This window comes from Saccharothrix stipae (assembly GCF_054781895.1).
The window spans coordinates 1-25,308 of record NZ_BAAGTN010000005.1 but is presented as its reverse complement, the minus strand read 5'-3'; the positions used below and the strand labels follow the sequence as shown (position 1 = coordinate 25,308).

The following is a 25,308-nucleotide window of genomic DNA, read 5'->3' as shown; positions in this document are numbered from 1 at the left end:
GGCGAACACCTGAGCACGGGTTAGACCCTTCAGACGGGTTAGACGGAGGAATTTCCAGTGAGCGAGCCGATCCTCGAACTGCGCGGCATCAACAAGAGTTTCGGTCCCGTGCACGTCCTGCACGACATCGACTTCGACGTGCACCCGGGCCAGGTCACCGCACTCGTCGGCGACAACGGCGCGGGCAAGTCGACGTTGGTCAAGTGCATCGCGGGCATCCACCCGACCGACTCCGGTCAGGTCCTGTTCGACGGCGAGGAAGTGCACATCCACGGCCCGCGTGACGCCGCGCACCTGGGCATCGAGGTCGTCTACCAGGACCTCGCGCTGTGCGACAACCTCGACATCGTGCAGAACATGTTCCTGGGCCGGGAACGCGGCAAGCTCGGCATGCTCGACGAGGCGGACATGGAGCAGGCCGCGCGCAAGACGCTGACCTCGCTGTCGGTGCGCACGGTCAAGTCGGTGCGCACGCAGGTCGCGTCGCTGTCCGGCGGCCAGCGGCAGACCGTGGCGATCGCCAAGGCCGTGCTGTGGAACAGCAAGGTCGTGCTGCTGGACGAGCCGACCGCGGCGCTGGGCGTCGCGCAGACCCGCCAGGTGCTCGACCTGGTGCGCAGGCTCGCCGAGCAGGGCCTGGGCGTCGTGCTGATCAGCCACAACATGAACGACGTGTTCGAGGTCGCGGACCGCATCGCCTGCCTGTACCTGGGCCGGATGGCGGCCGAGGTCAACACCAAGGACGTCACCCACGGCCAGGTGGTCGAGCTGATCACCGCCGGCCGCTCCGGGGACCTGGGCATCGCCCGACCCGAAACCGCGACCATCTGATGCCGCGCCAAGCTCCCCACGACGAGGAACGCAGCATGTCCAACACCACGAGCGAGACCGCCCCCGACGCACCCCAGGGCGCGGCGATCTCCGACTTCGGCATCGACACCACGTCCCAGTCCACCGGCGAGGCGCTGCGCGACTACGCCGCCCGGCTGCGTGGCGGCGAACTGGGCTCCCTGCCCGCGCTGCTCGGCGTCGTCGTGCTGCTCATCGTGTTCAGCTCGCTCGCCGACACGTTCCTGACGCTGGGCAACATCGCCAACCTGCTCGCGCAGGGCGCGAGCGTCGTGATCATCGCGATGGGCCTGGTGTTCGTCCTGCTCCTGGGCGAGATCGACCTGTCCGCGGGCACCGCGTCCGGCGTCACCGCCTCGGTGATGGCGCTGCACCTGATCAACGGCGGCAACCTGCTCGGCGGCATGGGCGACACCGTCTTCTACCTGTTCTGCGGCCTGCTGGCGCTGGCCGCCGTGCTCGCCGCGGTGATGCGGATCTGGGCGGGCACCGCCCTGTCGGTGGTGGCGCTGGTCATCGCCCTGGTCGGCGTGCCGGCCAACCCGTGGGTCGAGATGCTGCTGGCCGTCTGCGTCGGCACCGCGATCGGCTGCATCACCGGCTTCCTCGTGGCCCGCGTCGGCATCCCGTCGTTCGTCGTGACCCTCGCGCTGTTCCTGGCCTGGGGCGGCGTCATCCTCCAGTTCATCGGTGAGGGCGGCACGCTCGGCCTGCGCGACGACGTGCTCTTCAACGTCGCCAACGGCAACTTGAGCACCGCGGGTTCGTGGGCGTTGTTCGTCCTCGCCGCCGGCGGCTACGCGGCTGTCGTGCTCGGCCGCCACTTCAGCAGGCTGCGCCGCGGCCTGGTCGCGTCGCCCACCCCGATCGTGCTGGTCAAGGTCGGCGTCGTCCTCGTGCTGGGCGCGGTGGCCACCTACGCCCTGACGCTCAACCGCTCCAAGAGCGACCTCGTGGTGATCACCGGTGTGCCGTTCGTGGTGCCGATCGTGCTCGTCCTGCTGGTCATCGGCACGTTCGTGCTGGAGCGCACCCGCTACGGCCGGCACGTCTACGCCGTCGGCGGCAACCAGGAAGCCGCCCGCCGGGCCGGTATCAACGTCGCCCAGGTCCGGATGAGCGTGTTCGTGATCGCCTCCTCGCTGGCGGCCGTCGGCGCGATCGTCTACTCGTCGAAGGTCGGCTCGGTCGACCCGAACGCCGGTGGCGGCAACACGCTGCTGATGGCGGTCGGCGCGGCCGTGATCGGTGGCACGTCGCTGTTCGGCGGCAAGGGCAAGCTGCGCGACGCGGTCATCGGTGGCGCGGTGCTCGCGATCATCCAGAACGGCATGGGCCTGCTCGACCAGCCCGCCGCGGTCGTGTTCATCGTGACCGGCCTGGTGCTGCTCCTGGCCGCGAGCGTAGACGCGCTGTCCCGCCGCCGGGCGGCATCCGCCGCCCGCTGACGTGAGCACACCGACCGCGGGAGCCCGACCCGACGAGGTACGAAGGCACAACAGAACGGCGCTGCTGCGCCGACTGCACGTGGACGGGCCCTCCACCAGGGCGTCGCTGGCGGCTGAGCTGGGCCTCAACCGCAGCACGATCAAAGCCCTGGTGGACGGCCTGGCCGAGTCCGGCGTGGTGGCCGAACGGGTGCCGGCGCAGCGTTCCGGCGCCGGCCGCCCGTCGCTGCTCGTGCTGCCGCAGCCGCACGCGGCCGTGGTGATGGCCATCGACATCCGCGTCGAGCAGGTGGCGATGGCCATGGTGGGCCTGGGCGGCGACATCCTCGGCCGGGACTCGTGGAACCTGCACCACCGGTCCCGCGACCCCGGCGAGGTGATCACGCACGTCGCCGACTCGGCCAAGCTCCTGGCCGACGAGCTCGACGTGCAGGCGGTCGGTGTCGGCGTGTCCGTGCCGGGCGTGGTCCGCCGCTCCGACGGCCTGGTGCACGAGGCGCCGAACCTGCACTGGACCGACGTGTCGCTGGGTGAACGGCTGTCGTCGGTGCTCAAGGTGCCCGTCCAGGTCGGCAACGACGCCGAGCTGGGGGCGTTGGCCGAACACGTGCGCGGCGCCGCCCGTGACTCGTCGGACATGGTCTACATCTCCGCCGACGTCGGCATCGGCGGCGGCGTGATCTCCAGCGGCCAACCGCTGCGCGGCACCGGTGGTTACGTGGGCGAGCTCGGGCACATGGTCGTGCGCCCCGGTGGCCGGCGCTGCTACTGCGGCTGCCAGGGCTGCTGGGAGACCGAGGTGGGGGAGGCGGCGCTGTGCCGCGCCCTGGCGATCCCCGAGGACTCGCCGCGCGGCACGGTGGTGGCGGAGCTGCGGTCGTTGGCGGGTTCGCCGGACAGCGTGGCGCACCGGCTGGGCGAGTTCACCGAGTGGCTGGCCATGGGCTTGATCACGGTGGTCAACATGCTCGGGCCGGAACTGGTGGTGCTGGGCGACTTGTTCACCGCGCTGCCGGAGTCGTTGGTCGACCAGTTGCGGCGCACCGTGCAGAAGCGGTCGCTGGTGTCACGAGCCGTCGGGGGGACCAGGATCGTCTCCTCGCCCCTCGGCCGTGACGCCAAGCTCATCGGCGCCGCCGAGCTGGCCTTCGAGCCGGTCCTGGGCGACATCTGACAGTCGACGCAGGCTCAGCCGCGCGAGCGCGACGTCGGGGTGGTCCGGCCCCAGGACCCGCAGCTGGTCGGCGACCACGGCGCGCAATTCGGTCAGGGCAACGGGGATCTGCCCGAGTTCGGCGCGGTCGTGGGCCAACACGTAGCGGGTGAACAGGGTGTCGGGGTGGTCGGGACCCAGGACGCGGCGGCGGTCGAGCGCCACCTGTTCGAGTTCGCCGACGGCTCGGGCGTGATCGCCCGCCTTGCCGCGCCAGCCGGCGAGGTTGTGGCGGGCGGCGAGGGTGTTCGGGTGGTCCGGCCCGACCGTGCGGAGGTGATCCGCGAGCACCCTCTCGAACTCCGCGATCGCGCCCACGTGGTCGCCCGCCACCGCCCGCCAGCCGGCGAGGTTGTTCCGCGCGGCCAGGGTGTCCGGGTGGTCCGGACCCAGGACGCGGAGCTGGGCGGCGAGCAACCGTTCGAGTTCCCTGACGGCGCCGACCGGGTCGCCTGCCTCCGCGCGTCGGGTGGCGAGGTTGCTCTGGACGATCAGGGTGACCCGGTGGTCGGGGCCCAGGCTCCGGGTGGTGTCCCGGGCCAGGCGCTCGTACTCGGCGATGGCGTCGGCGTAGCGCCCCGCCCGCCCGCTCCAGAAGGCGACTTCGTGGCGGGCGTGCAGGCTGTCGATGTGGTCGGGTCCGAAGTGGGCCTCCGCCCGTCGGCTCAGCTCGCGGAAGTGGTCGACGGCGTCGCCCATCAATCCCGCCTCGCCGAGCGACTTCCCGGCGTGGAAGAGGACCGCGTGCGCCCTGGGCTCCCAGAGCGCCGATGCGGTGTGGGTGTGCAGGGCGTTCGCGGCGGACCGGAGCGCCCTGGCCAACGCGCTGTCGGTCTCGTGCGCGGGCCAGGCCAGCAGGAGCGCGTCCGCCGCGAGGTGCGCCAGGGGAGTGAGCCGATCCGGCTCGATGGTGTCGCGGACGGCACGTTGCAGCAGCGCGTGCGCACGAATCGTCGTGGTGCTCAACGTGATGAGGCTGAGGCGGTGCAGGCAGGCCAGTGCGTCACCCACGGCGTCGGCGTCCACGTCGAGGTGCCGCAGGGTCACGGCGGTGGTCAGCACCGCAACGGGGGTGTGTGCCGGGTCGAGCAGGCTGATGATCTCCAGCAGTGGCCGGGCGAGGCCTCGTGGGCGCAGGCCGTCGGCGCGTTCGATCGACAACGACCAGGTCGCCGCGACCGTGGCCCGGTGCTCGTCGGGTAGTTCGTCCTGCGCGGGCAGCACTTCGGAGAGGGCTCGGCGGTCGGCCAAGCGCTTGCGGTAGCCGGCGACCGTGAGCAGTGGTTTGTCCGCGATGAAAGCCGCGGCCTGGGCCAAGGCCAGCGGCAGGTGGCCCAGGTCGTTCGCCAACGCCCGCAGGTGTTCCGCGTCGTGGCCGGGGAGCTTCGAGGTCAGGTAGGCCACCGACTCCGCCTCGGCGAACACGCCGACCTCGACCAACGGGCGATCGTCGCGGAACAGCGCGGCGTCACGGCGGCGCGTCGTCACCACGACCCGGCCCGTCGCGGAGATCGGCGGCCACAAACCCCTGAGGTCGGCCGGGTCCTGCACGTCGTCCAGGACGACCAGCCACCGCCGGTCGGTGGAGCCGAGCCACGTCAGCAACGCCGCGGCCGCGTCCTCCGCGGCGATGCCGGGCTTGAGGTCGCGCAGCACCCGGCCGGCGGTGTCGGCGTAGCCGCTGATCACGGAGACCCTCGTCACGGCGTTCAGCCAGACCAGGAGGTCGACCGACCCGTCCCGCCACGCCGCGTGCGCGTGCCGCACCGCCAGCTGCGTCTTGCCGACACCGCCCAAACCGGACAGCACCGCGGATCTCCCGACCAGCTCCGCCTCAGCCCGGCGGTTCTGGTACCGGTCCGCGACCGGCGGCGGCACGCCGACCCGCACGGGCCACGTCACCGGTGGCACCGGGGGCAGGTGGATGTGCTGGGTGTTCCCGTCACCCACCTGCACACCGAGGTTGTCGTGGACCTCCACGGCGGGCTACTCGCCGAAGTTCAGCGTCATCGTGTTGCCGTCGCCGATCTGCACGCCCCGGTTGTCGTGCACGTCCACGCGGTACTTGGCCGCGCCTTCCGGATCCGCCAACGCCAACACCCGGCGTGCCGCCGCGACCAGCTCGGCGTCGGCCCCGGCGTCCGCGGCGGTCAACGCCGCCCTCAACTCCTCGGGATCGGTCGGCTCCTCCTCGACCCCACCGCGGCGCAACGCGCGCCGTGTCAGCGACTTCAGACCCTGGTACGCGTCCTTCACCGCGGTCGAAGCAGCGTCCGTCACGCCCGCCGTCGCGCCCGCGGCCAACGCCGCCACCACGAGATCCACCGACTCGATCACCGGCACCCCCTCCGTCACCACGAGTATCGCCGAGACCGCGGGGAGGACGCCGCAAAATGAGGGGGGCGGGGATCCTCTCGGATCCCCGCCCCGGACGGCTAGGGTGCTACGAGCCCCATGCCGGGACTCGTGGTGTTCAGCCCTGCTGCAACTCGGCAGCGAGCTCACGCAGCTTGGTGCTGTGCTCACGGGCGTGGTGCCCGCAGAACAGCAACTCGCCCCCGGAGGGGAGCACGGCGCGAACCTGGGCAGCAGCCCCGCAGCGGTCGCAGCGGTCGGCAGCGGTCAACGCGGGGCGGGTGAGCGTCGTAGTCATGGAAATCTCCCTCCGTCCCGGCACCGGGGATCGGTGCCCTCACACCTAGCTGCGACCACCTCGCATCTGGCGGGTGCGCCGTGTTCGCTGCTTCTACTCTTGCAGACGCACGGGCGTAAGTCAGTGTTCCCTGGATCGTGGCGACCCGCGTCACTCGTCATTTACCCGGCGCCCGGGTGGTCGGAACCTGAGAATTCCCACCGATCGATCCGCTCGTGCTCACGTTCCGCTGTCGTCGCAACGGTTTCCCTACCTGCGAATACGGCGTTCGACGCATGGCCGTTGCTCCAGAAGGTGGGTTCCGGGCGACGTCCACTGTGACCGGTAACACTTTGGTCAGCCCAGAGCGAACACGGCCCCCGATTCCACCATCCGGACGTGATCCGTCCAGTTCACGAACCGTTCGACCGCCCGTTCAGATCGCCACAACACGTCCGTCGATCGTGGTCGTACAGCGTACGAACGCGGTGCAAAGAGCAAGGCCCCCCGACCTGACAGCCGAGGGGCCTTGCCCAGAGTGGTCTTCGGACCGGATCAGTCCAGGTAGTCGCGCAGCACCTGCGACCGCGACGGGTGCCGGAGCTTCGACATCGTCTTCGACTCGATCTGCCGGATCCGCTCCCGCGTCACGCCGTAGACCTGGCCGATCTCGTCCAGCGTGCGCGGCTGGCCGTCGGTGAGGCCGAACCGCAGCCGCACCACACCCGCCTCGCGCTCGGACAACGTGGCCAGCACCGACTGCAACTGGTCCTGCAGCAGCGTGAACGACACCGCGTCCACCGCCACCACGGCCTCGGAGTCCTCGATGAAGTCACCGAGCTGGCTGTCGCCCTCGTCGCCGATCGTCTGGTCCAGCGAGATGGGCTCCCGGGCGTACTGCTGGATCTCCAGCACCTTCTCCGGGGTGATGTCCATCTCCTTGGCCAACTCCTCCGGGGTGGGCTCGCGGCCCAGGTCCTGGAGCAGTTCGCGCTGGATGCGACCCAGCTTGTTGATGACCTCGACCATGTGCACCGGGATGCGGATGGTGCGGGCCTGGTCGGCCATCGCGCGGGTGATCGCCTGGCGGATCCACCACGTCGCGTACGTGGAGAACTTGTAGCCCTTGGTGTAGTCGAACTTCTCCACCGCGCGGATCAGGCCGAGGTTGCCCTCCTGGATCAGGTCCAGGAACGCCATGCCGCGACCGGTGTAGCGCTTGGCCAGCGACACCACCAGGCGGAGGTTCGCCTCCAGCAGGTGGTTCTTCGCCCGCTCGCCGTCCCGCACGATCCACCGCAGGTCGCGGCGCATCTGCGGGGTCAGCTTCTCCTGCTCGTCCTCGGCGCGGCGCACCCGCTCGGCGGCGTAGAGGCCGGCCTCGATGCGCTTGGCGAGCTCGACCTCCTCCTCCGCGTTGAGCAGGGCGACCTTGCCGATCTGCTTGAGGTAGGCGCGGACCGAGTCGGCCGAGGCGGTGAGCTCGGCGTCCTTGCGGGCCTGCCGCAGGGCCTCCGACTCCTCCTCGTCCCAGACGAAGTCGCCCTCGCCGGGCTTGGCCTCCTCCTCGGCGGGCTCCTCCTCGACCGGCTCGTCGATCAGCTCGACGTCGTCGACCAGGTCCTCGGCGTCTGGGGCGCCTTCGAGGTCTTCGGGCTCCTCGCCGTCCTTCTTCACCTTGCCGGGCGCGGCAGCGGCGGCCTTGGCGGCCGTCTTGCGCGGCGCCCGCGTGGCCGTCTTACCCGCCGCGGCGGTCTTCGCCGCCGGCTTCTTCGCCGGGGCCTTCCTCGCCGAGGTGGCCTTGGGCGTCTCCTCGGCGTCAGCCTGAGCTGCCTGAGTAGTCTTCGCGGCTGCCACGTACGCCCTTTCGCGACTGTCGATCAAGGCCGAACCGAAGGGCGCGAACCTCGGTCGCCTGAGTACGGGGGATCCCCCGCCGGATCGTTCGTCAGCGGGGCACCGTTCCATTGTAACGACGAGAATCGCGTGCCGTTGCGCCACGGCGTCATCCGAGGTGGTCCGGCACGCGTTCTCGCAGGTGGAACGCTGCTTAAATCAGTGCCGGAGACCTTGCGCGGCGGCCACGGCCGCCCCGACGATGCCCGCGTCGTTCTTCAGCGCGGCGGCCACCACCTCGGTGCGCACCTCCAGCAGCGGGAGCCACTTCTCCGCCTTCTTGCTGACCCCGCCGCCCGCGATGACCAGGTCCGGCCAGATGAGGTTCTCCAGCACGTTGATGTACCGCGACACGCGGGGCGTCCACTCGGCCCAGGTCAGACCCTTGTCCTCCTTCACCGAGGCCGCCGCGCGCTTCTCCGCGTCGTGGCCGTCGACCTCCAGGTGGCCGAACTCGGTGTTGGGCACGAGCTTGCCGTCCAGGAACAGGGCGCTGCCGATGCCGGTGCCGAACGTGAGCAGCACCACCAGGCCGTCCCGGCCGACACCGGAACCGAACCGCATCTCGGCGATGCCGGCGGCGTCGGCGTCGTTGAGCACGACGACCTGGTCGGTCGGCCTGCCCAGGCGCTCGGCGAACAGGGCGGCGGCGTCCGTGCCGATCCACGCCTGGTCCACGTTGGCCGCGGAGTGCGCGACGCCGTGCTTCACCACGCACGGCAGGGTGACACCCACGGGACCGTCCCAGTTGAACTTCTCGACGATCTCGGCGACCACGTCGGCGACCGCGTCCGGCGTCGACGGCGTGGGTGTGGTGATGCGCAGGCGCTCACCCTCCAGCGCCCCCGCTTCGAGGTCCACGAGCCCGCCCTTGATGCCGGAACCGCCGATGTCCACGCCGAACCCGCGGGTCATGCCCATCCCCGTGGCCCTTCCTACTCGATTCAGTAACCGTGGCCGCAGACATTAGCCTGCAGTTCTCCGATAGTCCCGTGAGAGTGACGCAGGAGGAACAGTTGCGTTTCGATCCGCTCACGCTGGTGGACGTCGCCGTGCTCGTGGCCCAAGAGGCCGGTGAGTTGGCCGTGACCATGCGCGAAGCCGCCGTGACCGATGTCGACACCAAGAGCAGCGCCACGGACGTGGTGACGGCGGCCGACCGCGCGTCCGAACAACTGGTCCGGCGACGGCTCGCCGAGTTGCGGCCCGGTGAGCCGGTGATCGGGGAGGAGGAGGGCGGCAGTGCCGCCGTCGAGGGCCTGACCTGGGTCGTCGACCCGATCGACGGCACGGTGAACTACCTGTACGGCATCCCGCACTACGCCGTGTCGGTGGCCGCGCAGGTCGACGGCGCGTCGGTGGCGGGCGCGGTGGTGGAACCCGTCAGCGGCCGGGTGTGGACGGCGGCGCGCGGCGGTGGGGCGTGGCTGGACGGGCGGCGGCTCCGGGTCTCCGACGCCACCCGATTGGACTTGTCCCTTTTGGGTTACGGCTTCGCCTACCGGCCCGAGCGGCGGCAGCGGCAGGCCGACGCGTGGGCGGGCCTGGCGACCAGGGTCCGGGACATGCGGCGGGCCGGTGCCGCGTCGCTGGACCTGTGCGCCGTCGCCGCGGGCCGGTTGGACGCCTACGCGGAGCACACCCTCGGCCGGTGGGACTGGGCGGCCGGGGCGTTGCTGGCCGGCGAGGCGGGCGCGGTCGTCCACCTACCGGGTGAAGCTCCGGAGCTGGGCGCGGACGCCACCTTCGCCGCCGCACCCGGCATCGCCGACGCCCTGTTCACCGCCCTGGTGGAAGCCGGCTTCGGCAAGGTCTGACCCGCGAGCCGAACATCCCGGGCGTTCGGCTCGCGGGTGCGGGTCAGCACTCGATGTCGCGGGCAGCCCTCAGGTTGTCGGCGTTGAGCGACAGCGGCGTGGAACCCTCGGCGACCTGGCCGCCCTGCTGCTCGGGCTGCTGCACCGCCCACTCGGCCAGCTGGTCGAGCACCTTGCGGGCATCGCTGTTGGGCTTCACGTCGCTGAACTTCTGGCCGATCGCCACGTCCACCGTCGCGTCCTGGCGCTCGTCGCGCACCAGCTCCAGGCACGGCTCGATCAGGCTCAACGTCCGCGCCGCACCCGCGCCGGGCGCGCCGAACCGGATCTGACCGCGACAGGTCATGTCCTGCGCCGGGTACACCGGGTCGTTGCCCGGCTCAGCGGCCTGCTTCATCCCCAGCTCGACCAACGTCGTCGCGACGAACCGCGCCTGGTTGCGCTGCGTGCTGGCGTTGAACACCCGGAACTGCACGGCGCCGACCGGCACCGGGTCGGTGCGGTCCAGCGCGTCGTGCCCCAGCACCGTGCCCAACGGCGGCGCGGGCTCGGCCGCGGGCGCGACGGGCGCGCCGGCCGAGGGCGACGGCATCCCGCCGGGCGGGTTGCACTTGATCGCCGCGTCCACGTCGCCCGCGTCGGACAACACGCGGTTCCACACCACCACCGCGGTCACGGCGAGCACCAGGAACAGGACGAGCGCCGGCCACGGCCGTCGCTTCCGGTACCGCGACGACCCGCTGCTCCCCGTACCGGGTCCCACGTCCGTCGACCTCCCCTGGGCCAGTGTTGACAGTGATCAGGCTATGCCGCGCCCCGCGGCCCCGCGTCTCGGGCGGGTGTGTAGCGGGCCGCAATCACCCGGTCGCGGACGGTCAACGCCCTCGTCGGGCGTCGAAGCACGGGAGCACCGGGTGAGTGATGCGCGTCCCAGCCTATCTGGCCAGCGTGGGAAGGGCCTGTCACCCGTCTGCTCAATTAGGGGGAACCCGCTGCGCGACCCCCCGATCAATGAGCTACCCTCTCGGCGCTCCGCGCACCGCCGGACACCTGAAAGCGTCGACGAACAGGGGGTTGGCGCCCGGCCGCACGAGCGAGACCTCCGTCACTGGGGACGGAGGGCACAAAAAGGGGCGCTGGTGCGTTATCCAGCGACACGAACAGTCTCCGTTGACCGCAGGGGTGAAAGAAGTATGGCGACCGACTACGACGCACCGCGTCGCAGCGAGGCGGACGAACTCGCTGAGGACTCCCTAGAGGAGCTGAAGGCGCGGCGCAACGAAACGCAGTCCGGGGTCGTCGACATCGACGAGGACGCGACCGCCGAGAACTTCGAGCTGCCGGGCGCCGACCTGTCCGGTGAGGAGCTCACGTTCAAGGTCCTGCCGAAGCAGGCGGACGAGTTCACGTGCTCGAAGTGCTTCCTGGTGCACCACCGCAGCAGGCTGGCCGAGGAAGTCAACGGCCAGTACATCTGCCGCGACTGCGCCTGACGCACGACCGCGCACGAACCCGCACGACCGGCCTGATCAGCTACGACCGCACCGAACCGAGCACCACCGACCAGACCAAGCGCCACCGGACCGAGCACACAAGCACCTACGACCAGACCTGGGCGCTCACCCCCACCGCCGGGGTGGCGCCCAGTCCCCGTTGACCCAGTCACCGGCGACCCCGCGCCCGGCCTCACCGAGCGCGCAGCAGCGCCGCCAGCTCCTCCGCCGAACGCACGCTGAACAGCCAGTACGGCGTGGGGTCGGCCGGGTCGCGCAACTCGACCCGCACCATCGGCCCGATCCACCCCCGATGGGTGACGAACGCCATCGGGTCCAGGTTCGGCCCCATCGCCTTCCGCTTGGTCTTCGCGTCGAACACCTCGACCTCGCCGAGCAGGTCGAGCGGCACGTGCGCCGGACCGACCCGCAGCTCGCCGCCGGACACCTCGACCTTCACCGAGCCCATCCGCACGATCAGCAGCACGGTCAGCGGCACCGTGATCAGGTACGGCAGCCACGACCGCACCCCGGGGAACCCCATGTGGATCTCGGCGGCCAGCAGCACGGCCGCGGCCAGCGGCAACGGCCAACCCCACCAGGGCACGTACAACCGCTCGCGGAACGCGGTCGGGGCGGTCACAGCACTCTCGCTCACGCCACCAGGGTAGTCTCGCGCGCCGTGCCCAGCGTCGAGGTCCTGTTGTCCCGGCTCGATCCCGCCGTACCGCTCCCGGCATACGCCCGACCGGGTGATGCCGGCGCGGACCTGGTGACCACCACCGACGTGGTGATCGAACCCGGCGAACGCGCGGTCGTCGGCACGGGTGTCGCGATCGCGCTGCCCGAGGGGTACGCCGGGTTCGTGCACCCGCGTTCCGGCCTGGCCGCGCGCGTCGGCCTGAGCGTGGTCAACACCCCCGGCACGATCGACGCCGGCTACCGGGGCGAGATCAAGGTGTGCCTGGTGAACCACGACCTGCGCGAGCCCGTGGTGCTCACGCGCGGCGACCGGATCGCCCAGCTGGTGGTGCAGAAGGTGGAGCACGCGGTGTTCCGCGAAGTCGACGAGCTGCCCGACTCCGCGAGGGGTGCGGGAGGCTACGGCTCTACAGGCGGGCACGACGTGCTCGCCCGGACGGAGGGGTGAAGGCGATGTTCGGAAAGCGCCGCAAGCGCGGTAGGCACTCCGCGAACCGGGGGACGGCGCAACCCGAGGTCGAGTTCGACGGTGCGGAGGAGGCCGACGACGGCCCGTTCGACTCCGAGCAGGCCCCGAACGACGGCCTGAACCGGCTGGACCTGGGCTCGATCCGGCTGCCCGTGCCCGACGGCGCGCAGTTGCAGGTGCAGCTGGACGACAAGGGCGCGGTGCACGCCGTGAACCTGCTGACCACCGTCGGCCAGCTCACCGTCAGCGCGTTCGCCGCGCCCAAGACCGACCGGCTGTGGCCGGAGGTCAGCGCCGAGATGATCGCCCAGTTCAAGTCCGAGGGCTTCCGGATCCTGCGGGAGAACGGCGACTGGGGCGAGGAGATCACCGCCCGCAACAACGAGGTGCACCTCCGCGTGGTCGGCGTGGACGGTCCCCGGTGGATGCTGCGCGGCATCGCCGCGGCGCCGACCGAGGAGCAGGGCGTGCGCGCGACCGACGCCCTTTACACGGTGTTGCGCGACACGATCGTGGTGCGGGGCGAGCAGCCGATGCCGGTGCGCACGCCGCTGCCGATCGAGCTGCCCGAGGCGATCGCCCGGCACATCCAGGCCCAGCAGCAGGGCTAGCCCGCCGACGTGGCGAGGTAGGCGGCGAGCGCGGCGCGGCCCAGGGACTCCCGGTCCGCGCCCAGCGCCGCCAGCGTCGTCGTGCGCAGAGCGGCACGGGGGAGTGCCTCGACCCACGTCCGGGCGACGTCCAAGGGGTGAATGGGGTCGTCGGTGCACGCCGCGACCCCCACCGGCGCCGTCAGCCCGGTCAACTCGGCCACGGTCGGCGCCGACGACCCGGCGGCCTCCCGCAGCACCTCCGCCAACCGAGACCCGTACCGCGGCCACGCCCGCCGCAGCTCGTCGCCGAGCCACCCGTCGACCCCGGTCAGCGCCGCCTCGACGCCCGCCGACGCCACCACCGAGGCGCTGGCCCGGGCCGCCAGGGCCGCCGGCGCGCCGTCCGGGTCCCCGTTCCAGGCGGGCAACGCCACCAGCAGCCCGGCGCACCGCTCGGGATGCCGTACCGCCCACGCCGCCGCCACGTGCGCGCCCAGTGACACACCACCCACTACCAGCGGCGTCCCGTCCCACGCCGCGTCCAACGCCTCGACGTGCTCGCGCACACCCCGTGACGCGGGCGCGACCAGCGTGAACCCGGCCTCGGCCAACGGGCGGCCGAACACCCCGGCGACGAACACCTCGTCGGACGCGGTGCCCGGCAGCAGAACGGCGCGTGACGAGCTCATGACGCCAGATCCTCCCCCAGTCGGATACCCGGTCGGGTGCACCCGGTTACGCTGGCTGTTGGACGGGCTTCGTCGTCGAGGCCCCGCGCAATCCAGGAGTCGGGGATGACTGGTACTGGGGGTGGCTACTGGCGCCGCCTCGTGCGTCGGCTGACCACCGACGTCAGTGAGCTGGACGCCGACGACCTGTCCCGAAAAGCCGAGGCCGTCGGGGCCATCCGCGCGTGCGACTGCAAGTCGGGCCAGGAGGTGACGGTGTTGGGCAGGCTGCGCAGCGTCGAGCTGTGCCCGCGTGACGCCGCCGCCACGTTGGAGGCCGAGTTGTACGACGGCACCGAGGGCGTGACCCTGGTCTGGCTCGGACGTCGCCGGATCGCCGGCATCGAGCCCGGCCGCACCATCAAGGCCAGAGGACGGATCGCTGTCCGGGACGGGCGCAAGGTGCTCTACAACCCCTACTACGAGTTGCAGAACGCTTCATGACACCGGCGAACGAGTCCGAGAAGCAGCCCACCCTCCTGGAGCAGATGGGCGGCGTGAGCGGCCTGCTGTTCTCCTCGTTGCCCGTCGTGGTGTTCGTGCTGGTCAACGCGTTCGCCGGCCTCATGCCCGCGATCTGGAGCGCGCTGGGGTTCTCCGTCGTGATCGGCATCGTGCTGGCCATGCGCAAGGGCTCGGTGCAGCCGGCCGTCTCCGCCGTCTTCGGCGTCGGCATCGCCGCGTTCATCGCCTACCGGACCGGCGACGCCAAGGGCTTCTTCCTGTTCGGCATCTGGCAGAGCCTCGTCTACGGCGGCGTGTTCATCGGGTCGATCCTGGTCAGGTGGCCGCTGGCGGGCGTGATCTGGTCGTTCCTCAACGGCCAGGGCACGGCGTGGCGCAAGGACAAGGCCAACGTCCGCGACTACGACATCGCCACCCTCGTGTGGGCGCTGGTCTTCTGCGCCCGGTTCGTGGTGCAGCGCTGGCTCTACGACGAGGCCTCCGTGGGCTGGCTGGCCGCCGCCCGCCTGGCCATGGGCTACCCGCTGATGGCGGTGGCGCTGGTCGCCACGGTGTGGGCCGTGCGCCGTTCGGACAAGCGCCTCAAGGCCACCCTGGCCAGGGAAGAGGAGGAGAACCGCGAAGCGGAACAACGCCTCCGAGCCCAAGCCGAGGCCAAGCCGACCATCTACGACGACCTGCTCGACGCCTCCACCGACCAACACCCCACCCCGGCCCGCGCCGAGGACAGACAACTCTGACCAGCCGCGACCACCCCGACACCTTCACCACCACGCCCTTCCCCAAAAGGAGGGGTTCGTGTCATCCCGCCGACCTGGCGCAGCCCTACCGCGCGTGTCAAGGGGGCTTGTTCAGGCCTGCCCGGTGGTGAACCGTTGCCGCCCCCTTGACACGTGTGGTTGCCCTTGTGGAGGTCGGCGGGATGACACGGACCCCGACCAACAACGCAGCCGCACTGGACCGCTCATCCCCGTCATCCTGCTGATCTGCCCGTCCGGCGAGGACGCTCTTGATCTTTTTCTTTAACGCCCACCCCACCCAGGGCAGCCTGGTCAGCCTCAGTACCCCAACGCCGACCGAATCTCCCGCTCCACATCCGCAGCCGCCACGAACAGCAGCTCGTCCCCACCCTCCAGCGTGTCATCGGGCGTCGGCACGATCACCCGGCCACCCCGCAGGATCGTCACCAGCGCCGCGTCCCGCGGCAGCGCCAGCCCGTTCACCGGAGACCCGGCCAACGGAGTGTCACCCGGCAGCGTGATCTCCACGAGGTTCGCCTGACCCTGGCGCAACGTCATCAGCCGCACCACGTCGCCGACCGTCACCGCCTCCTCCACCAGCGCGGACAGGATGCGCGGCGTCGACACGGCCACGTCCACCCCCCACGACTCGGTGAACAACCACTCGTTCGCCGGGTCGTTCACCCGCGCCACCACGCGCCGCACCGCGAACTCGGTCTTCGCCAGCAACGACACGACCAGGTTGACCTTGTCGTCACCGGTGGCCGCGATCACCACGTCGCACAGCTGCATGCCGGCGTCCTCCAACGACGACAGCTCGCACGCGTCGGCCTGCACCCACTCGGCCTGCTCCACGGTGTGCGGCTCGAAGTGGTTCCGGTCCCGTTCGATGAGCATCACCTGGTGCCCGTCGGACACCAGCTCGGCCGCGATGGACCGACCCACCGCACCGGCACCCGCAATGGCGATACGCACTCAGCTCTCCTCGGGCGCGTGAGCCGCAGCCGCGGCCACATCGGTCACGGTGCCGGACAGGGCGGCCACGTACACCTGGTCGTCGGCCTGGAACACGGTCTTCGAGTCGGGCAGCACGCCGGTGCCGAACCGCATCACGAACGCCACCCGGCAACCGGTGGCTTCCTGCAGGTCACGCACCGTGCGCCCGACCCAGTCCTCGTGCAGCTCCAACGGCAGCACGGCCACGCTGCCCGACGGGTCGCGCCACGCCGTCGCGGTGCCCTCGGGCAGCAGCATCCGCAGGAACCGGTCGGTCGACCACGGCACGGTCGCCACCGTCGGGATCCCCAGCCGCTCGTACACCGCGGCGCGCTTCTCGTCGTAGATCCGCGCGACCACCGCCTCCACCCCGAACGTCTCCCGCGCCACCCGGGCCGAGATGATGTTGGAGTTGTCGCCGCTGGACACGGCCGCGAACGCGCCCGCCCGCTCCACACCGGCCGCGATCAGCACCTTCTGGTCGAAACCGTTGCCGACGACCTGCTGGCCGTGGAAGTCCGAGCCGAGCCTGCGGAAGGACTGCACGTCCTTGTCGATCACCGCGACCTGGTGGTCCAGGCGTTCGAGTGCCTTGGCCAGGGACGAGCCCACCCGGCCGCAGCCCATGATCACCACGTGCACGAAAGCCTCCCCGAACGACGCCTACGGAGAACCTACCGTTCCTAATGGACGAGCGAGAGCAGTGTCGGACCTGCGTCTCGGCACCGCACGCATCCCGAACGGCACCGGGCACGTCGAGCCGGCACCCGGAGGCACCCGCCCCAGACCCGCGACGCACGTCACAAGCAACCCGGTGCTCACCCGACGACAACGCTCAGGTGCTCACCACCCCTTACGCTCTCGACCCGTGTCCAAGCTCGCAACCGCGGCCAAGCGCCTCCTGGTCGGCAGGCCCTTCCGCAGCGATCGCCTAGCCCACACGCTGCTGCCCAAACGCATCGCCCTGCCCGTGTTCGCCTCGGACGCGATGTCGAGCGTGGCCTACGCCCCCGAGGAGATCTTCCTCGTGCTGTCGGTGGCGGGCCTGTCGGCCTACGCGCTCGCGCCGTGGGTCGGTGTGGCGGTGGTCGTGGTGATGCTCACGGTCGTCGCGAGCTACCGGCAGAACGTGCACGCCTACCCCTCCGGCGGCGGTGACTACGAGGTCGCCACGGTCAACCTGGGGCGCAGAGCGGGCCTGACGGTGGCGAGCGCCCTGCTGGTCGACTACATCCTCACGGTCGCGGTCTCCATCTCCTCCGCCGCGGCGAACATCGGCTCGGCCATCCCGTTCGTCGCCACCCACAAGGCCGAGTTCGCGGTCGTCGCGATCGTCCTGCTCACCGCGATCAACCTGCGCGGCATCCGCGAGTCCGGCAGCGCGTTCGCCGTCCCGACCTACGCCTTCATGGCCGGCATCATCTTCATGATCGGCTACGGCCTGTTCCGCGGCTTCTTCATGGGCGACGAGATGCGCGCCGAGAGCGCGGGGCTCGAACTGCGGGCCGAGGACGACCACCTCGTGGGCCTGGCGTTCCTGTTCCTCGTGCTGCGCGCCTTCTCGTCCGGCAGCGCGGCGCTCACGGGCGTCGAGGCGATCAGCAACGGCGTGCCCGCGTTCCGCAAGCCGAAGTCGCGCAACGCGGCGACCACGCTGCTCGCCATGGGCCTGATCGCGGTCACCATGCTGATGGGCCTGATCGTGCTGGCCCAGCTCACCGGCGTGAAGATGGCCGAGGACCCGGCGCACCAGCTCGTCAACGCGCCGGCGGGCTACGAGCAGAAGACGATGGTCGCCCAGATCGCCGGCGCGGTGTTCGAGGGCTTCCCGGTCGGGTTCTTCTTCATCACCACGGTCACCGCGCTGATCCTGGTCCTGGCCGCGAACACCGCGTTCAACGGCTTCCCGGTGCTCGGCTCGATCCTCGCCCAGGACCGCTACCTGCCGCGCCAGCTGCACACCCGCGGCGACCGGCTCGCGTTCAGCAACGGCATCGTCTTCCTCGCCGGCGCGGCGATCGTGCTGGTCATCGCGTTCGACGCGGAGGTCACCAAGCTCATCCAGCTCTACATCGTCGGCGTGTTCGTGTCGTTCACGATGAGCCAGACCGGCATGGTCCGGCACTGGAACCGCCTGCTCAAGACCGAGACCGACCCGATGGCGCGCCGCCGGATGCGCCGGTCCCAGGCGATCAACGCGTTCGGCCTCGCCCTCACCGCCTCGGTCCTGGTCGTCGTGCTGATCACGAAGTTCACCAAGGGCGCGTGGATCGCGATCGCCGCGATGGCCGCCCTCTACGCCCTCATGACCGCGATCCGCCGGCACTACGACCGGGTCGCCGAGGAGCTGCGCCAGCAGGAGCGGCAGAAGCTGCTGCCCGCCCGCAACCACGCCATGGTGCTCGTCTCCAAGCTGCACATGCCGACCCTGCGCGCCCTGGCGTACGCCAAGGCGACCCGGCCGGACATCCTGGAGGCCGTCACCGTCAACGTGGACGACGGCGACACCCGCCGCCTGGTGCGCGACTGGGAGAAGGAGAACTTCAAGGTGCCGCTGAAGGTGATCGAGTCGCCTTACCGCGAGATCACCAAGCCGGTCCTGGACTACGTCAAGCGGGTCCGCACGGACAACCCGCGCGACGTGGTGACGGTGTTCATCCCGGAGTACGTGGTCGGTCACTGGTGGGAGCAGTTCCTGCACAACCAGAGCGCGCTGCGGCTCAAGGGCAGGCTGCTGTTCCAGCCGGGCGTGATGGTGACCAGCGTGCCGTGGCAGCTGGCCTCATCCTCGAAGGTGACCGACAAGGACGACGTCGTGGCGCCGGGCGCGATCCGGCGCGGCCTGGACAAGCGCGGCGGGAACGACCAGGGGGACGGCAAGTGACGGCGACCTGGAAGCAGCGGCTGATCGAGGTCGAGGTCGGCGCGGTCGCCCACGGCGGGCACTGCGTCGCCCGGCACGAGGGCCGCGTCGTGTTCGTCCGGCACGCGCTGCCCGGCGAACGGGTGGTCGTGCGGATCACCGAGGACACCGGCGGCTCGTTCTGCCGCGGCGACGCCGTCGAGGTGCTCCAGGCCTCACCGGACCGCGTGCAGCCGCCGTGCCCGTTCGCCGGACCGGGCCTGTGCGGCGGCTGCGACTGGCAGCACGCGTCCTGGGAGGCCCAGCGCGAGCTGAAGGCCGCCGTGGTCAGCGAGCAGCTGCACCGCCTGGCCAAGCTCGACTGGGAGGTCATCGTCGAGGACCTGCCCGGCGGTCCCGAGGACTGGCGCACCCGGATGCGCATGGCCGTCGGCCCGGACGGCCGCCCCGGCTTCCGCGCCCACCGCAGCCACCACGTCATCCCGGTCGACGACTGCGTCATCGCCGTGCCCGACGCCCTCGACGACGTGGTCGACCGCACGTGGCCACCCAAGTCCGAACTGGTCATCACCCGTGACGCCGGCGGCCGCACGCACCTGACCGAGATCGGCCCGCCGGTCATCCGCCGGGGCCGCCCCGTCCCCGGACCGTCCCGCCTCCGCCAGGGCAGCGGCACCGCCACCGAACTGGCCGCCGGCCGCACGTGGAACCTGCGCGCCGACGGGTTCTGGCAGGTCCACCCGGCCGCCGCGGACACCTTCGCCAAGGTCGTCGGCGACTGGGCGGACTGCCAGCCCGGCGAACGCGCCTGGGACCTCTACGGGGGCGTGGGCCTGTTCGCGTCCGTGCTCGCCGAGCAGGTCGGCCCCTCCGGCTCGGTCGCCGTGGTCGAGTCGTCGCACGGCGCGGTCGCCGACGGCAAGCTCAACCTCTCCGACCACCCGCAGGTCAGCTGGTACGCGGGCCGCACCGAGGCCGTGCTCGACTCGCCCGACTTCACCGACCTGCCACCCGACGTCGTGGTCCTGGACCCGCCGCGCAAGGGCGCGGGCAAGGTCGTGGTGACCGCGATCGCCCGCAGCAGACCCGCCCGTGTGGTTTACGTCGCGTGCGACCCCGCCGCCCTGGCCCGCGACATAGCCTCGTTCGCCCAGCAGGGTTACGAGTTGACCCAGCTCAGGGCGTTCGACGCGTTCCCGATGACGCACCACGTGGAATGCGTCGCCCTGCTGGAGCCCGTTCGCTGAAAGGCGTCTCAGGCCGCGGTCCGTAAACTGACCGGACGAGTCGGGGAGTCGTACCACAGGGTGAGGTGGAGCGAGTGACGCTGCTGGAATCCGTGCACGGACCGGCGGATCTGAAACGGTTGGGGCCGGACGAGCTGGTCGTGCTCGCCGAGGAGATCCGGCGTTTCCTGGTCGACAAGGTCTCCAGGACCGGCGGGCACCTCGGGCCCAACCTCGGCGTGGTCGAGCTGACCATGGCGGTGCACCGGGTCTTCGACTCGCCGCACGACTCGGTCGTCTTCGACACCGGCCACCAGAGCTACGTGCACAAGATCCTCACCGGCCGCCGCGAGGGCTTCGACACGCTGCGCCAGAAGGGCGGCCTGTCCGGCTACCCCTCCCGGTCGGAGAGCGAGCACGACGTCGAGGAGAACAGCCACGCCTCGACCGCCCTGTCCTACGCCGACGGCCTGGCCAAGGCCTACCAGCTCGGCGGGCAACGCCGGCACGTCGTGGCGGTCGTCGGCGACGGCGCCCTCACCGGCGGCATGTGCTGGGAAGCGCTCAACAACATCGCCTCCGGCACCGACCGCCCCGTCGTCATCGTGGTCAACGACAACGGCCGGTCCTACTCGCCGACCATCGGCGGCCTGGCCGACCACCTCTCCTCGCTGCGCCTGCAACCCGGCTACGAGCGCGCCCTGGAACGCGGCAAGAACGCCCTCCAGGGCACCCCGTTCGTCGGCAAGCCCCTCTACGCGGCCCTGCACGCGGCCAAGCGCGGCATCAAGGACGCCCTCAGCCCGCAGGCCATGTTCGAGGACCTCGGCCTCAAGTACATCGGCCCGGTCGACGGCCACGACCACGCCGTCCTCGAATCGGCCCTGCGCCGCGCCAAGTCCTTCGGCGGACCCGTGATCGTGCACACCGTCACCCGCAAGGGCAACGGCTTCGCGCCCGCCGAGAACCACGAGGCCGACCAGATGCACGCCACCGGCGTCATCGACCCCATCACCGGCGAGAACATCGGCCCGTCCAAGCGCACCTGGACCCACGTCTTCGCGGACGAACTGGTCGCCCTCGGCGGCGAACGCCCCGACCTGGTCGCCATCACCGCCGCCATGCGCGGGCCCACAGGCCTGGACAAGTTCGCCGGCCTCTACCCCGAGCGCTGCTTCGACGTCGGCATCGCCGAACAACACGCCATGACCTCCGCCGCCGGCCTCGCCATGGGCGGCATGCACCCGGTGGTGGCGATCTACGCCACCTTCCTCAACCGCGCGTTCGACCAGCTCCTGCTGGACGTCGCCATGCACAAGCAGGGCGTCACCGTCGTGCTCGACCGCGCCGGCATCACCGGTCCCGACGGCGCCTCCCACCACGGCATGTGGGACCTGTCCATCTGCGGCCTGATCCCGGGCATCCACGTGGCCGCCCCCCGCGACGCCGCCTCGCTGCGCGAAGAACTCCGCGAGGCCGTCCGCATCCCCGACGCACCCACCGTCCTGCGCTACCCGAAGGCCTCGGTGGGCCCCGACCTGCCCGCCCTCGAACGGATCGGCACCGTCGACGTCCTGCACCGCTCCGGCTCCGACGTCCTCCTCGTGACCGTCGGCGCGTTCGGCGAACTCGGCCTCGCCGCCGCTCAACGACTCGCCGACCAGGGCATCGGCGTCACCGTCGTCGACCCCCGCTGGGTCTTCCCCGTGTCCGACGACCTGGTCACCATGGCCGCCGACCACCGCCTCGTCGTCACCGTCGAGGACAACGGCAGGCACGGCGGCTTCGGCTGGGCACTGGCCGCCGCACTCCGCGACGCCTCGGTGGACGTCCCCCTCCGCGACCTGGGCATCCCCCAGGAGTTCCAGGTGCACGGCGAACGCGGCGAGGTCCTCACCGATGTCGGCCTGACCGCCCAGGACGTCTCCCGCCGCATCATCGAGTGGGTGGTCGCCACCGAGCCGGCGGAAATGGGCGCGACGGTCAAGAAGTAGCCGTATACCCTCCCCACGCCCGGTCAGCGGCTCGGACGGCACTGCCGAACCCGGGTTCCGCGATCACAGCCGGGCACACCTTTCAGATAGGCGCGTTGCCAACGCGGCGGGTTGCGACACCCAAGCCGCGACCCCGGTCGACCACGGGGCGCAGGGCCCTGCGAGCCCCGTGCTCCCGCCCACCGCCCCACGACCGGGGTCGCGGTCCGCACGGCAGGAGGGGGGACCGGTGAAGCACACACTCATGCCGTGGGAACGCGGCGTGGTCTTCCGCCACGGCAAACTGGTGGAGGTCCTCGAACCCGGCCGCCACCGCCGCAACTTCCGCCACCGGGTCCACCACGTCGACGTCCGACCCCGCGCCCACACACCGGGCTGGCAGGACATCCCCACCGCGGACGGCGTCCTCATCCGCGTCACGCTCGTCCTCCACTGGGCGATCTCCGACGCCGCCCGGTACGTCCAGGAGGCCGCCGCCCCCGAGGTCGAACTGCACCTCCAGGTCCAGGTAGCCCTCCGCGCCGCGGTCCTCACCCGCGCCCACGACGAGGTGGACCGCTCCCGCGACGCCATCGCCACCGAGGTCCGCACCGCCGTCACCGCCCGCGCCGCCACCCTGGGCATCGACCTGCGCGAGGTGGCCGTGCGCGACGTCGTCATGCCCACCGAACTCCGCAAGGCCGCCCTGACCGAACTCCTGGCCCGCGCCGAAGCCCGAGCCACCCTGGAACGCGCCCGCGGCGAGACCGCCGCCCTGCGCTCCCTCCTCAACGCCGCCCGCCTGGCCGAGGACCACCCGGCCCTCCTCCAACTGCGGGCCCTCCAAACCGCCAACACCGTCGTCGTCGAACGCACCCGCTGACACTGCAACCCCTCCTCCCAAAAAGAGGGGTTCGTGTCATCCCGCCGACCTGGCGCAGCCCTACCGCGCGTGTCAAGGGGGCACTGTCCGGTCTTGCCCGGTGTGGGTCCCTTGCCGCCCCCTTGACACGTGTGGTTGCCCTTGTGGAGGTCGGCGGGATGACACGAAGCCCGACCCCCGACACAGCCGCACGGACCGCCCAAACCCCGTCATCCTGCTGATCTGCCCGTCCGGCGAGGACGCTTTTCTTCTTTCGGGGGTGAAGCCGCCGACAGTGTGCCGACAGCTTCACGCTAAGCACCTTCTCAGGGATGTGTGGCACCTTTGTGTGGTGCGGATCCTGGTAGTCGAGGACGAGGTGCCGCTGGCCGACGCGATCGCGCGTGGCCTGCGGCGCGAAGGTATGGCGGTCGACGTGGCCTACGACGGCGAGACCGGCCACGAGAAGTCGACCGTGACCCGGTACGACGTGGTCGTGCTCGACCGCGACCTGCCCGGCATGTCCGGCGACGAGCTGTGCAAGGAGATCCTCAGCTCCGGCGCCCTGACCAGGGTCATGATGCTCACCGCCAGCTCCGGGGTGGACGACCGGGTCGCGGGTCTGTCCCTCGGCGCGGACGACTACCTGGCCAAACCGTTCGCCTTCCCCGAGCTGGTCGCACGCGTGCGCGCCCTCGCCCGGCGCGCCACCCCGGCCACCCCGCCGCTGCTCACCGCCCGTGACGTCGAGCTCGACCCGGCCCGGCGCACCGTGCGGCGCGCGGGGCAGCCCGTCGAGCTGACGCGCAAGGAGTTCGGCGTGCTGGAGGTGCTGCTGGCGGCCAAGGGGTCGGTGGTCTCCAGCGAGGAACTGCTCGAACGGGTCTGGGACGAGAACGCCGACCCGTTCACCACCACCGTCCGCGTCACCGTGATGACGCTGCGCAAGAAGCTCGGCGAACCGGGCATCATCGACACGGTCGTCGGCTCCGGCTACCGCGTGCCCACGGCAGGTTCCACTGAACCGTGAGCTGGTCCGCAGGCGCGGACCCGGGCTGCGGACGCGGCTCACCCTCCTCGCGACCGGCCTGGTGGCGTTCGTCAGCGGCCTGCTGCTCCTGCTCGGCTGGCTGCTCGTCGGCCGGGTCATCGCCTCCTCGCCCCGCTTCGCCGAGGGCAGCACCGTCATCGTGGACGGGCGCGAGGTGGATGCCGGGGCGTTGATGGACCTGCTCGGCGAACAGGCCCGGGACGACGTGCTGCGCTCCGGTTCCATCGCGTTCCTGTGCGTGGTCGCTGCGGCGGCTCTGCTCGCGTGGACCATCACCGGACGCGTTCTGCAACCCGTGCACGACGTGACCGACGCGGCTCGCCGGTTGTCCGCCGAGTCTTTGGGGGAGCGGCTTCGGCTGGACGGGCCCCGGGACGAGGTCGCCGAGTTGGCCGACACGTTCGACGAGATGCTCGATCGCCTGCAAGCGGCTTTCGAGTCGCAACGGCGGTTCGTCGCCAACGCCTCCCACGAGCTGCGCACTCCTCTCGCCGTGATCCGGACGGAGCTGGACGTGACGCTCGCCGACCCGGATGCCGACGCCGAGGAGCTGCGCCGCATGGCCGGGGTGGTGCGCGGGGCGACGGAACGGGCCGAGCAGCTGGTCAGCGCTTTGCTGCTGCTCGCGCGCACGGACGGGCTGGGGTTGGCGGTGCGCGAGCCGGTGGACCTCAACGCGGTGGTGGAGTCCGCTTGGAGGTCCGCACGGGTGGAGGCCGAGGAGCGGCAGCTCCGGGTGTCGTTCCTGCGGGCCCCGGCGCCCGCGGTGGGTGACCCGGCGCTGCTGGAGCGGATCGCGGGGAACCTCCTTGAGAACGCCGTGCGGCACAACGTGCCCGGTGGGTGGATCGAGGTGCGCACCGAGGGTGGGGCCTCGTGGACGTTGCTGCGGGTGTCGTCGTCCGGGCAGGTCGTCGCGCCGGATCGGGTGGAGGAGCTGTTCGAGCCGTTCCGCCGGGGAGGGGTCGACCGGACGGCGCGCATGGGTACCGGGCTCGGGCTGTCCATCGTGCGGGCCGCCGTCGCAGCTCACGAGGGTCAGGTGCACGCCACCGCGGTGCCCGGCGGGGGGCTGTCGGTGGCCGTCCACCTGCCGTCCACGCCGCATGGAAAACTGGTCTGAGTGGTCCCGATCACACATGATCCGGTTTGACGGCTCCCGCAGGGGGTACCACCTGCGAAGACGTGCCTCCAGACCCCCGATTTGTCTCCGCGTTGGGCGGGGTGTAACTTTCTCTCTGCCAGCGCGGAACGGGCCGGAGAGAGACCGGAACGGAGCGCGGCGGACATCA

Annotated in this window: 25 protein-coding genes; 15 read left to right on the top strand and 10 right to left on the bottom strand. The window is 71.1% G+C overall.

Annotation, left to right across the window (positions count from 1 at the left end; all coding sequences use genetic code 11):
- Positions 1-57: 57 nt before the first annotated feature.
- Genes ACYVLT_RS08880 through ACYVLT_RS08870 form a run of 3 tightly spaced genes read left to right on the top strand, consistent with a single transcriptional unit; the run spans position 58 to position 3,471 of the window.
- Positions 58-831 (top strand): ATP-binding cassette domain-containing protein, encoded by a 774-nt coding sequence (locus ACYVLT_RS08880; RefSeq protein ID WP_360460122.1) that lies wholly within the window; start codon positions 58-60, stop codon positions 829-831.
- A gap of 35 nt (positions 832-866) precedes the next feature.
- A complete protein-coding gene (locus tag ACYVLT_RS08875) occupies positions 867-2,297 on the top strand; it encodes a sugar ABC transporter permease (protein WP_461119648.1) in 1,431 nt (476 codons plus the stop codon).
- A 1-nt stretch (position 2,298) separates the two neighbouring features.
- Positions 2,299-3,471, top strand: coding sequence for an ROK family protein (locus tag ACYVLT_RS08870; RefSeq protein WP_461119647.1), 1,173 nt, complete (start codon positions 2,299-2,301; stop codon positions 3,469-3,471).
- Here the strand turns inward: ACYVLT_RS08870 and ACYVLT_RS08865 are convergent.
- The 5 genes from ACYVLT_RS08865 to ppgK all read right to left on the bottom strand — a co-directional run bounded on the left by ACYVLT_RS08865 (position 3,364) and on the right by ppgK (position 8,959).
- Entirely contained in the window at positions 3,364-5,490 is a 2,127-nt protein-coding gene (locus ACYVLT_RS08865; protein ID WP_461119646.1) for a tetratricopeptide repeat protein, read from the bottom strand. The genes ACYVLT_RS08870 and ACYVLT_RS08865 overlap by 108 nt on opposite strands.
- A gap of 6 nt (positions 5,491-5,496) precedes the next feature.
- Positions 5,497-5,865: a hypothetical protein gene (locus tag ACYVLT_RS08860; RefSeq protein WP_461119645.1), complete on the bottom strand. Its 369-nt coding sequence runs from the start codon at positions 5,863-5,865 to the stop codon at positions 5,497-5,499.
- 118 nt (positions 5,866-5,983) lie between these two features.
- Entirely contained in the window at positions 5,984-6,163 is a 180-nt protein-coding gene (locus tag ACYVLT_RS08855) for a DUF7455 domain-containing protein (RefSeq protein ID WP_015800348.1), read from the bottom strand.
- Positions 6,164-6,697: 534 nt separating this feature from the next.
- Positions 6,698-8,026, bottom strand: a complete 1,329-nt coding sequence (locus ACYVLT_RS08850) for an RNA polymerase sigma factor (protein ID WP_198932892.1) — start codon at positions 8,024-8,026, stop codon at positions 6,698-6,700.
- Positions 8,027-8,197: 171 nt separating this feature from the next.
- The gene (gene ppgK / locus ACYVLT_RS08845) at positions 8,198-8,959 is read right to left on the bottom strand and encodes a polyphosphate--glucose phosphotransferase (RefSeq protein WP_461119644.1); all 762 of its coding nucleotides are present in this window, start codon (positions 8,957-8,959) and stop codon (positions 8,198-8,200) included.
- Positions 8,960-9,054: 95 nt separating this feature from the next.
- Here ppgK and ACYVLT_RS08840 point away from each other — a divergent pair, with 95 nt between their 5' ends.
- The gene (locus ACYVLT_RS08840; RefSeq protein WP_461119643.1) at positions 9,055-9,855 is read left to right on the top strand and encodes an inositol monophosphatase family protein; all 801 of its coding nucleotides are present in this window, start codon (positions 9,055-9,057) and stop codon (positions 9,853-9,855) included.
- A gap of 43 nt (positions 9,856-9,898) precedes the next feature.
- Here ACYVLT_RS08840 and cei read toward each other — a convergent pair whose 3' ends face one another.
- A complete protein-coding gene (gene cei / locus ACYVLT_RS08835; RefSeq protein ID WP_461119642.1) occupies positions 9,899-10,618 on the bottom strand; it encodes an envelope integrity protein Cei in 720 nt (239 codons plus the stop codon).
- A gap of 430 nt (positions 10,619-11,048) precedes the next feature.
- Between cei and ACYVLT_RS08830 the strand changes: the two genes are divergently transcribed.
- A complete protein-coding gene (locus ACYVLT_RS08830) occupies positions 11,049-11,348 on the top strand; it encodes a DUF4193 domain-containing protein (protein ID WP_053717171.1) in 300 nt (99 codons plus the stop codon).
- 193 nt (positions 11,349-11,541) lie between these two features.
- Here ACYVLT_RS08830 and ACYVLT_RS08825 read toward each other — a convergent pair whose 3' ends face one another.
- Positions 11,542-12,006: a DUF3093 domain-containing protein gene (locus ACYVLT_RS08825; protein ID WP_461119641.1), complete on the bottom strand. Its 465-nt coding sequence runs from the start codon at positions 12,004-12,006 to the stop codon at positions 11,542-11,544.
- Positions 12,007-12,030: 24 nt separating this feature from the next.
- Between ACYVLT_RS08825 and dut the strand changes: the two genes are divergently transcribed.
- Complete coding sequence (gene dut, locus ACYVLT_RS08820) at positions 12,031-12,498, top strand: dUTP diphosphatase (protein WP_053717169.1); 468 nt, start codon at positions 12,031-12,033, stop codon at positions 12,496-12,498.
- Between the two features lie 5 nt (positions 12,499-12,503).
- Complete coding sequence (locus tag ACYVLT_RS08815; RefSeq protein WP_461119640.1) at positions 12,504-13,130, top strand: DUF3710 domain-containing protein; 627 nt, start codon at positions 12,504-12,506, stop codon at positions 13,128-13,130.
- Here the strand turns inward: ACYVLT_RS08815 and ACYVLT_RS08810 are convergent.
- Positions 13,127-13,801 (bottom strand): alpha/beta fold hydrolase, encoded by a 675-nt coding sequence (locus tag ACYVLT_RS08810; RefSeq protein WP_461119639.1) that lies wholly within the window; start codon positions 13,799-13,801, stop codon positions 13,127-13,129. The two genes, ACYVLT_RS08815 and ACYVLT_RS08810, sit on opposite strands and share 4 nt — an antisense overlap.
- Positions 13,802-13,906: 105 nt before the next feature.
- Between ACYVLT_RS08810 and ACYVLT_RS08805 the strand changes: the two genes are divergently transcribed.
- Both ACYVLT_RS08805 and ACYVLT_RS08800 read left to right on the top strand, forming a co-directional pair.
- On the top strand, positions 13,907-14,284 hold the full coding sequence (locus tag ACYVLT_RS08805; RefSeq protein WP_033437072.1) for an OB-fold nucleic acid binding domain-containing protein: 378 nt from the start codon (positions 13,907-13,909) through the stop codon (positions 14,282-14,284).
- Positions 14,281-15,045 carry a DUF3159 domain-containing protein gene (locus ACYVLT_RS08800; RefSeq protein WP_461119638.1) on the top strand — a complete coding sequence of 255 codons (765 nt, stop codon included), beginning with the start codon at positions 14,281-14,283 and terminating at the stop codon, positions 15,043-15,045. Before ACYVLT_RS08805 ends, ACYVLT_RS08800 begins: the two co-directional genes overlap by 4 nt.
- Positions 15,046-15,363: 318 nt before the next feature.
- Here the strand turns inward: ACYVLT_RS08800 and ACYVLT_RS08795 are convergent, their stop codons facing one another.
- On the bottom strand, positions 15,364-16,020 hold the full coding sequence (locus ACYVLT_RS08795; RefSeq protein WP_461119637.1) for a potassium channel family protein: 657 nt from the start codon (positions 16,018-16,020) through the stop codon (positions 15,364-15,366).
- Positions 16,021-16,683 (bottom strand): potassium channel family protein, encoded by a 663-nt coding sequence (locus tag ACYVLT_RS08790; RefSeq protein ID WP_461119636.1) that lies wholly within the window; start codon positions 16,681-16,683, stop codon positions 16,021-16,023.
- Between the two features lie 226 nt (positions 16,684-16,909).
- On the opposite strand from ACYVLT_RS08790, the gene ACYVLT_RS08785 reads away from it, so the two are divergent.
- The 6 genes from ACYVLT_RS08785 to ACYVLT_RS08760 all read left to right on the top strand — a co-directional run bounded on the left by ACYVLT_RS08785 (position 16,910) and on the right by ACYVLT_RS08760 (position 25,139).
- Positions 16,910-18,925 (top strand): APC family permease, encoded by a 2,016-nt coding sequence (locus ACYVLT_RS08785; protein ID WP_461119635.1) that lies wholly within the window; start codon positions 16,910-16,912, stop codon positions 18,923-18,925.
- Positions 18,922-20,151, top strand: a complete 1,230-nt coding sequence (locus ACYVLT_RS08780) for a class I SAM-dependent RNA methyltransferase (protein ID WP_461119634.1) — start codon at positions 18,922-18,924, stop codon at positions 20,149-20,151. The genes ACYVLT_RS08785 and ACYVLT_RS08780 overlap by 4 nt, the downstream gene beginning before the upstream one ends.
- Positions 20,152-20,225: 74 nt before the next feature.
- Positions 20,226-22,124 (top strand): 1-deoxy-D-xylulose-5-phosphate synthase, encoded by a 1,899-nt coding sequence (gene dxs / locus ACYVLT_RS08775; protein ID WP_461119633.1) that lies wholly within the window; start codon positions 20,226-20,228, stop codon positions 22,122-22,124.
- 229 nt (positions 22,125-22,353) lie between these two features.
- Positions 22,354-22,986: a slipin family protein gene (locus ACYVLT_RS08770; protein WP_461119632.1), complete on the top strand. Its 633-nt coding sequence runs from the start codon at positions 22,354-22,356 to the stop codon at positions 22,984-22,986.
- Positions 22,987-23,317: 331 nt separating this feature from the next.
- Positions 23,318-23,995, top strand: a complete 678-nt coding sequence (locus tag ACYVLT_RS08765) for a response regulator transcription factor (RefSeq protein ID WP_461119631.1) — start codon at positions 23,318-23,320, stop codon at positions 23,993-23,995.
- A gap of 1 nt (position 23,996) precedes the next feature.
- Positions 23,997-25,139 carry a sensor histidine kinase gene (locus ACYVLT_RS08760; protein ID WP_461120150.1) on the top strand — a complete coding sequence of 381 codons (1,143 nt, stop codon included), beginning with the start codon at positions 23,997-23,999 and terminating at the stop codon, positions 25,137-25,139.
- The last annotated feature ends 169 nt before the right edge of the window (positions 25,140-25,308 follow it).

Coding starts and splice junctions, on each gene's coding strand:
- ACYVLT_RS08875 (WP_461119648.1), top strand. CDS start 867: ATGTCCAACACCACGAGCGAGACCGCCCCCGACGCACCCCAGGGCGCG.
- ACYVLT_RS08855 (WP_015800348.1), bottom strand. CDS start 6,163: ATGACTACGACGCTCACCCGCCCCGCGTTGACCGCTGCCGACCGCTGC.
- ppgK (WP_461119644.1), bottom strand. CDS start 8,959: ATGGGCATGACCCGCGGGTTCGGCGTGGACATCGGCGGTTCCGGCATC.
- ACYVLT_RS08830 (WP_053717171.1), top strand. CDS start 11,049: ATGGCGACCGACTACGACGCACCGCGTCGCAGCGAGGCGGACGAACTC.
- ACYVLT_RS08815 (WP_461119640.1), top strand. CDS start 12,504: ATGTTCGGAAAGCGCCGCAAGCGCGGTAGGCACTCCGCGAACCGGGGG.
- ACYVLT_RS08810 (WP_461119639.1), bottom strand. CDS start 13,801: ATGAGCTCGTCACGCGCCGTTCTGCTGCCGGGCACCGCGTCCGACGAG.
- ACYVLT_RS08805 (WP_033437072.1), top strand. CDS start 13,907: ATGACTGGTACTGGGGGTGGCTACTGGCGCCGCCTCGTGCGTCGGCTG.
- ACYVLT_RS08800 (WP_461119638.1), top strand. CDS start 14,281: ATGACACCGGCGAACGAGTCCGAGAAGCAGCCCACCCTCCTGGAGCAG.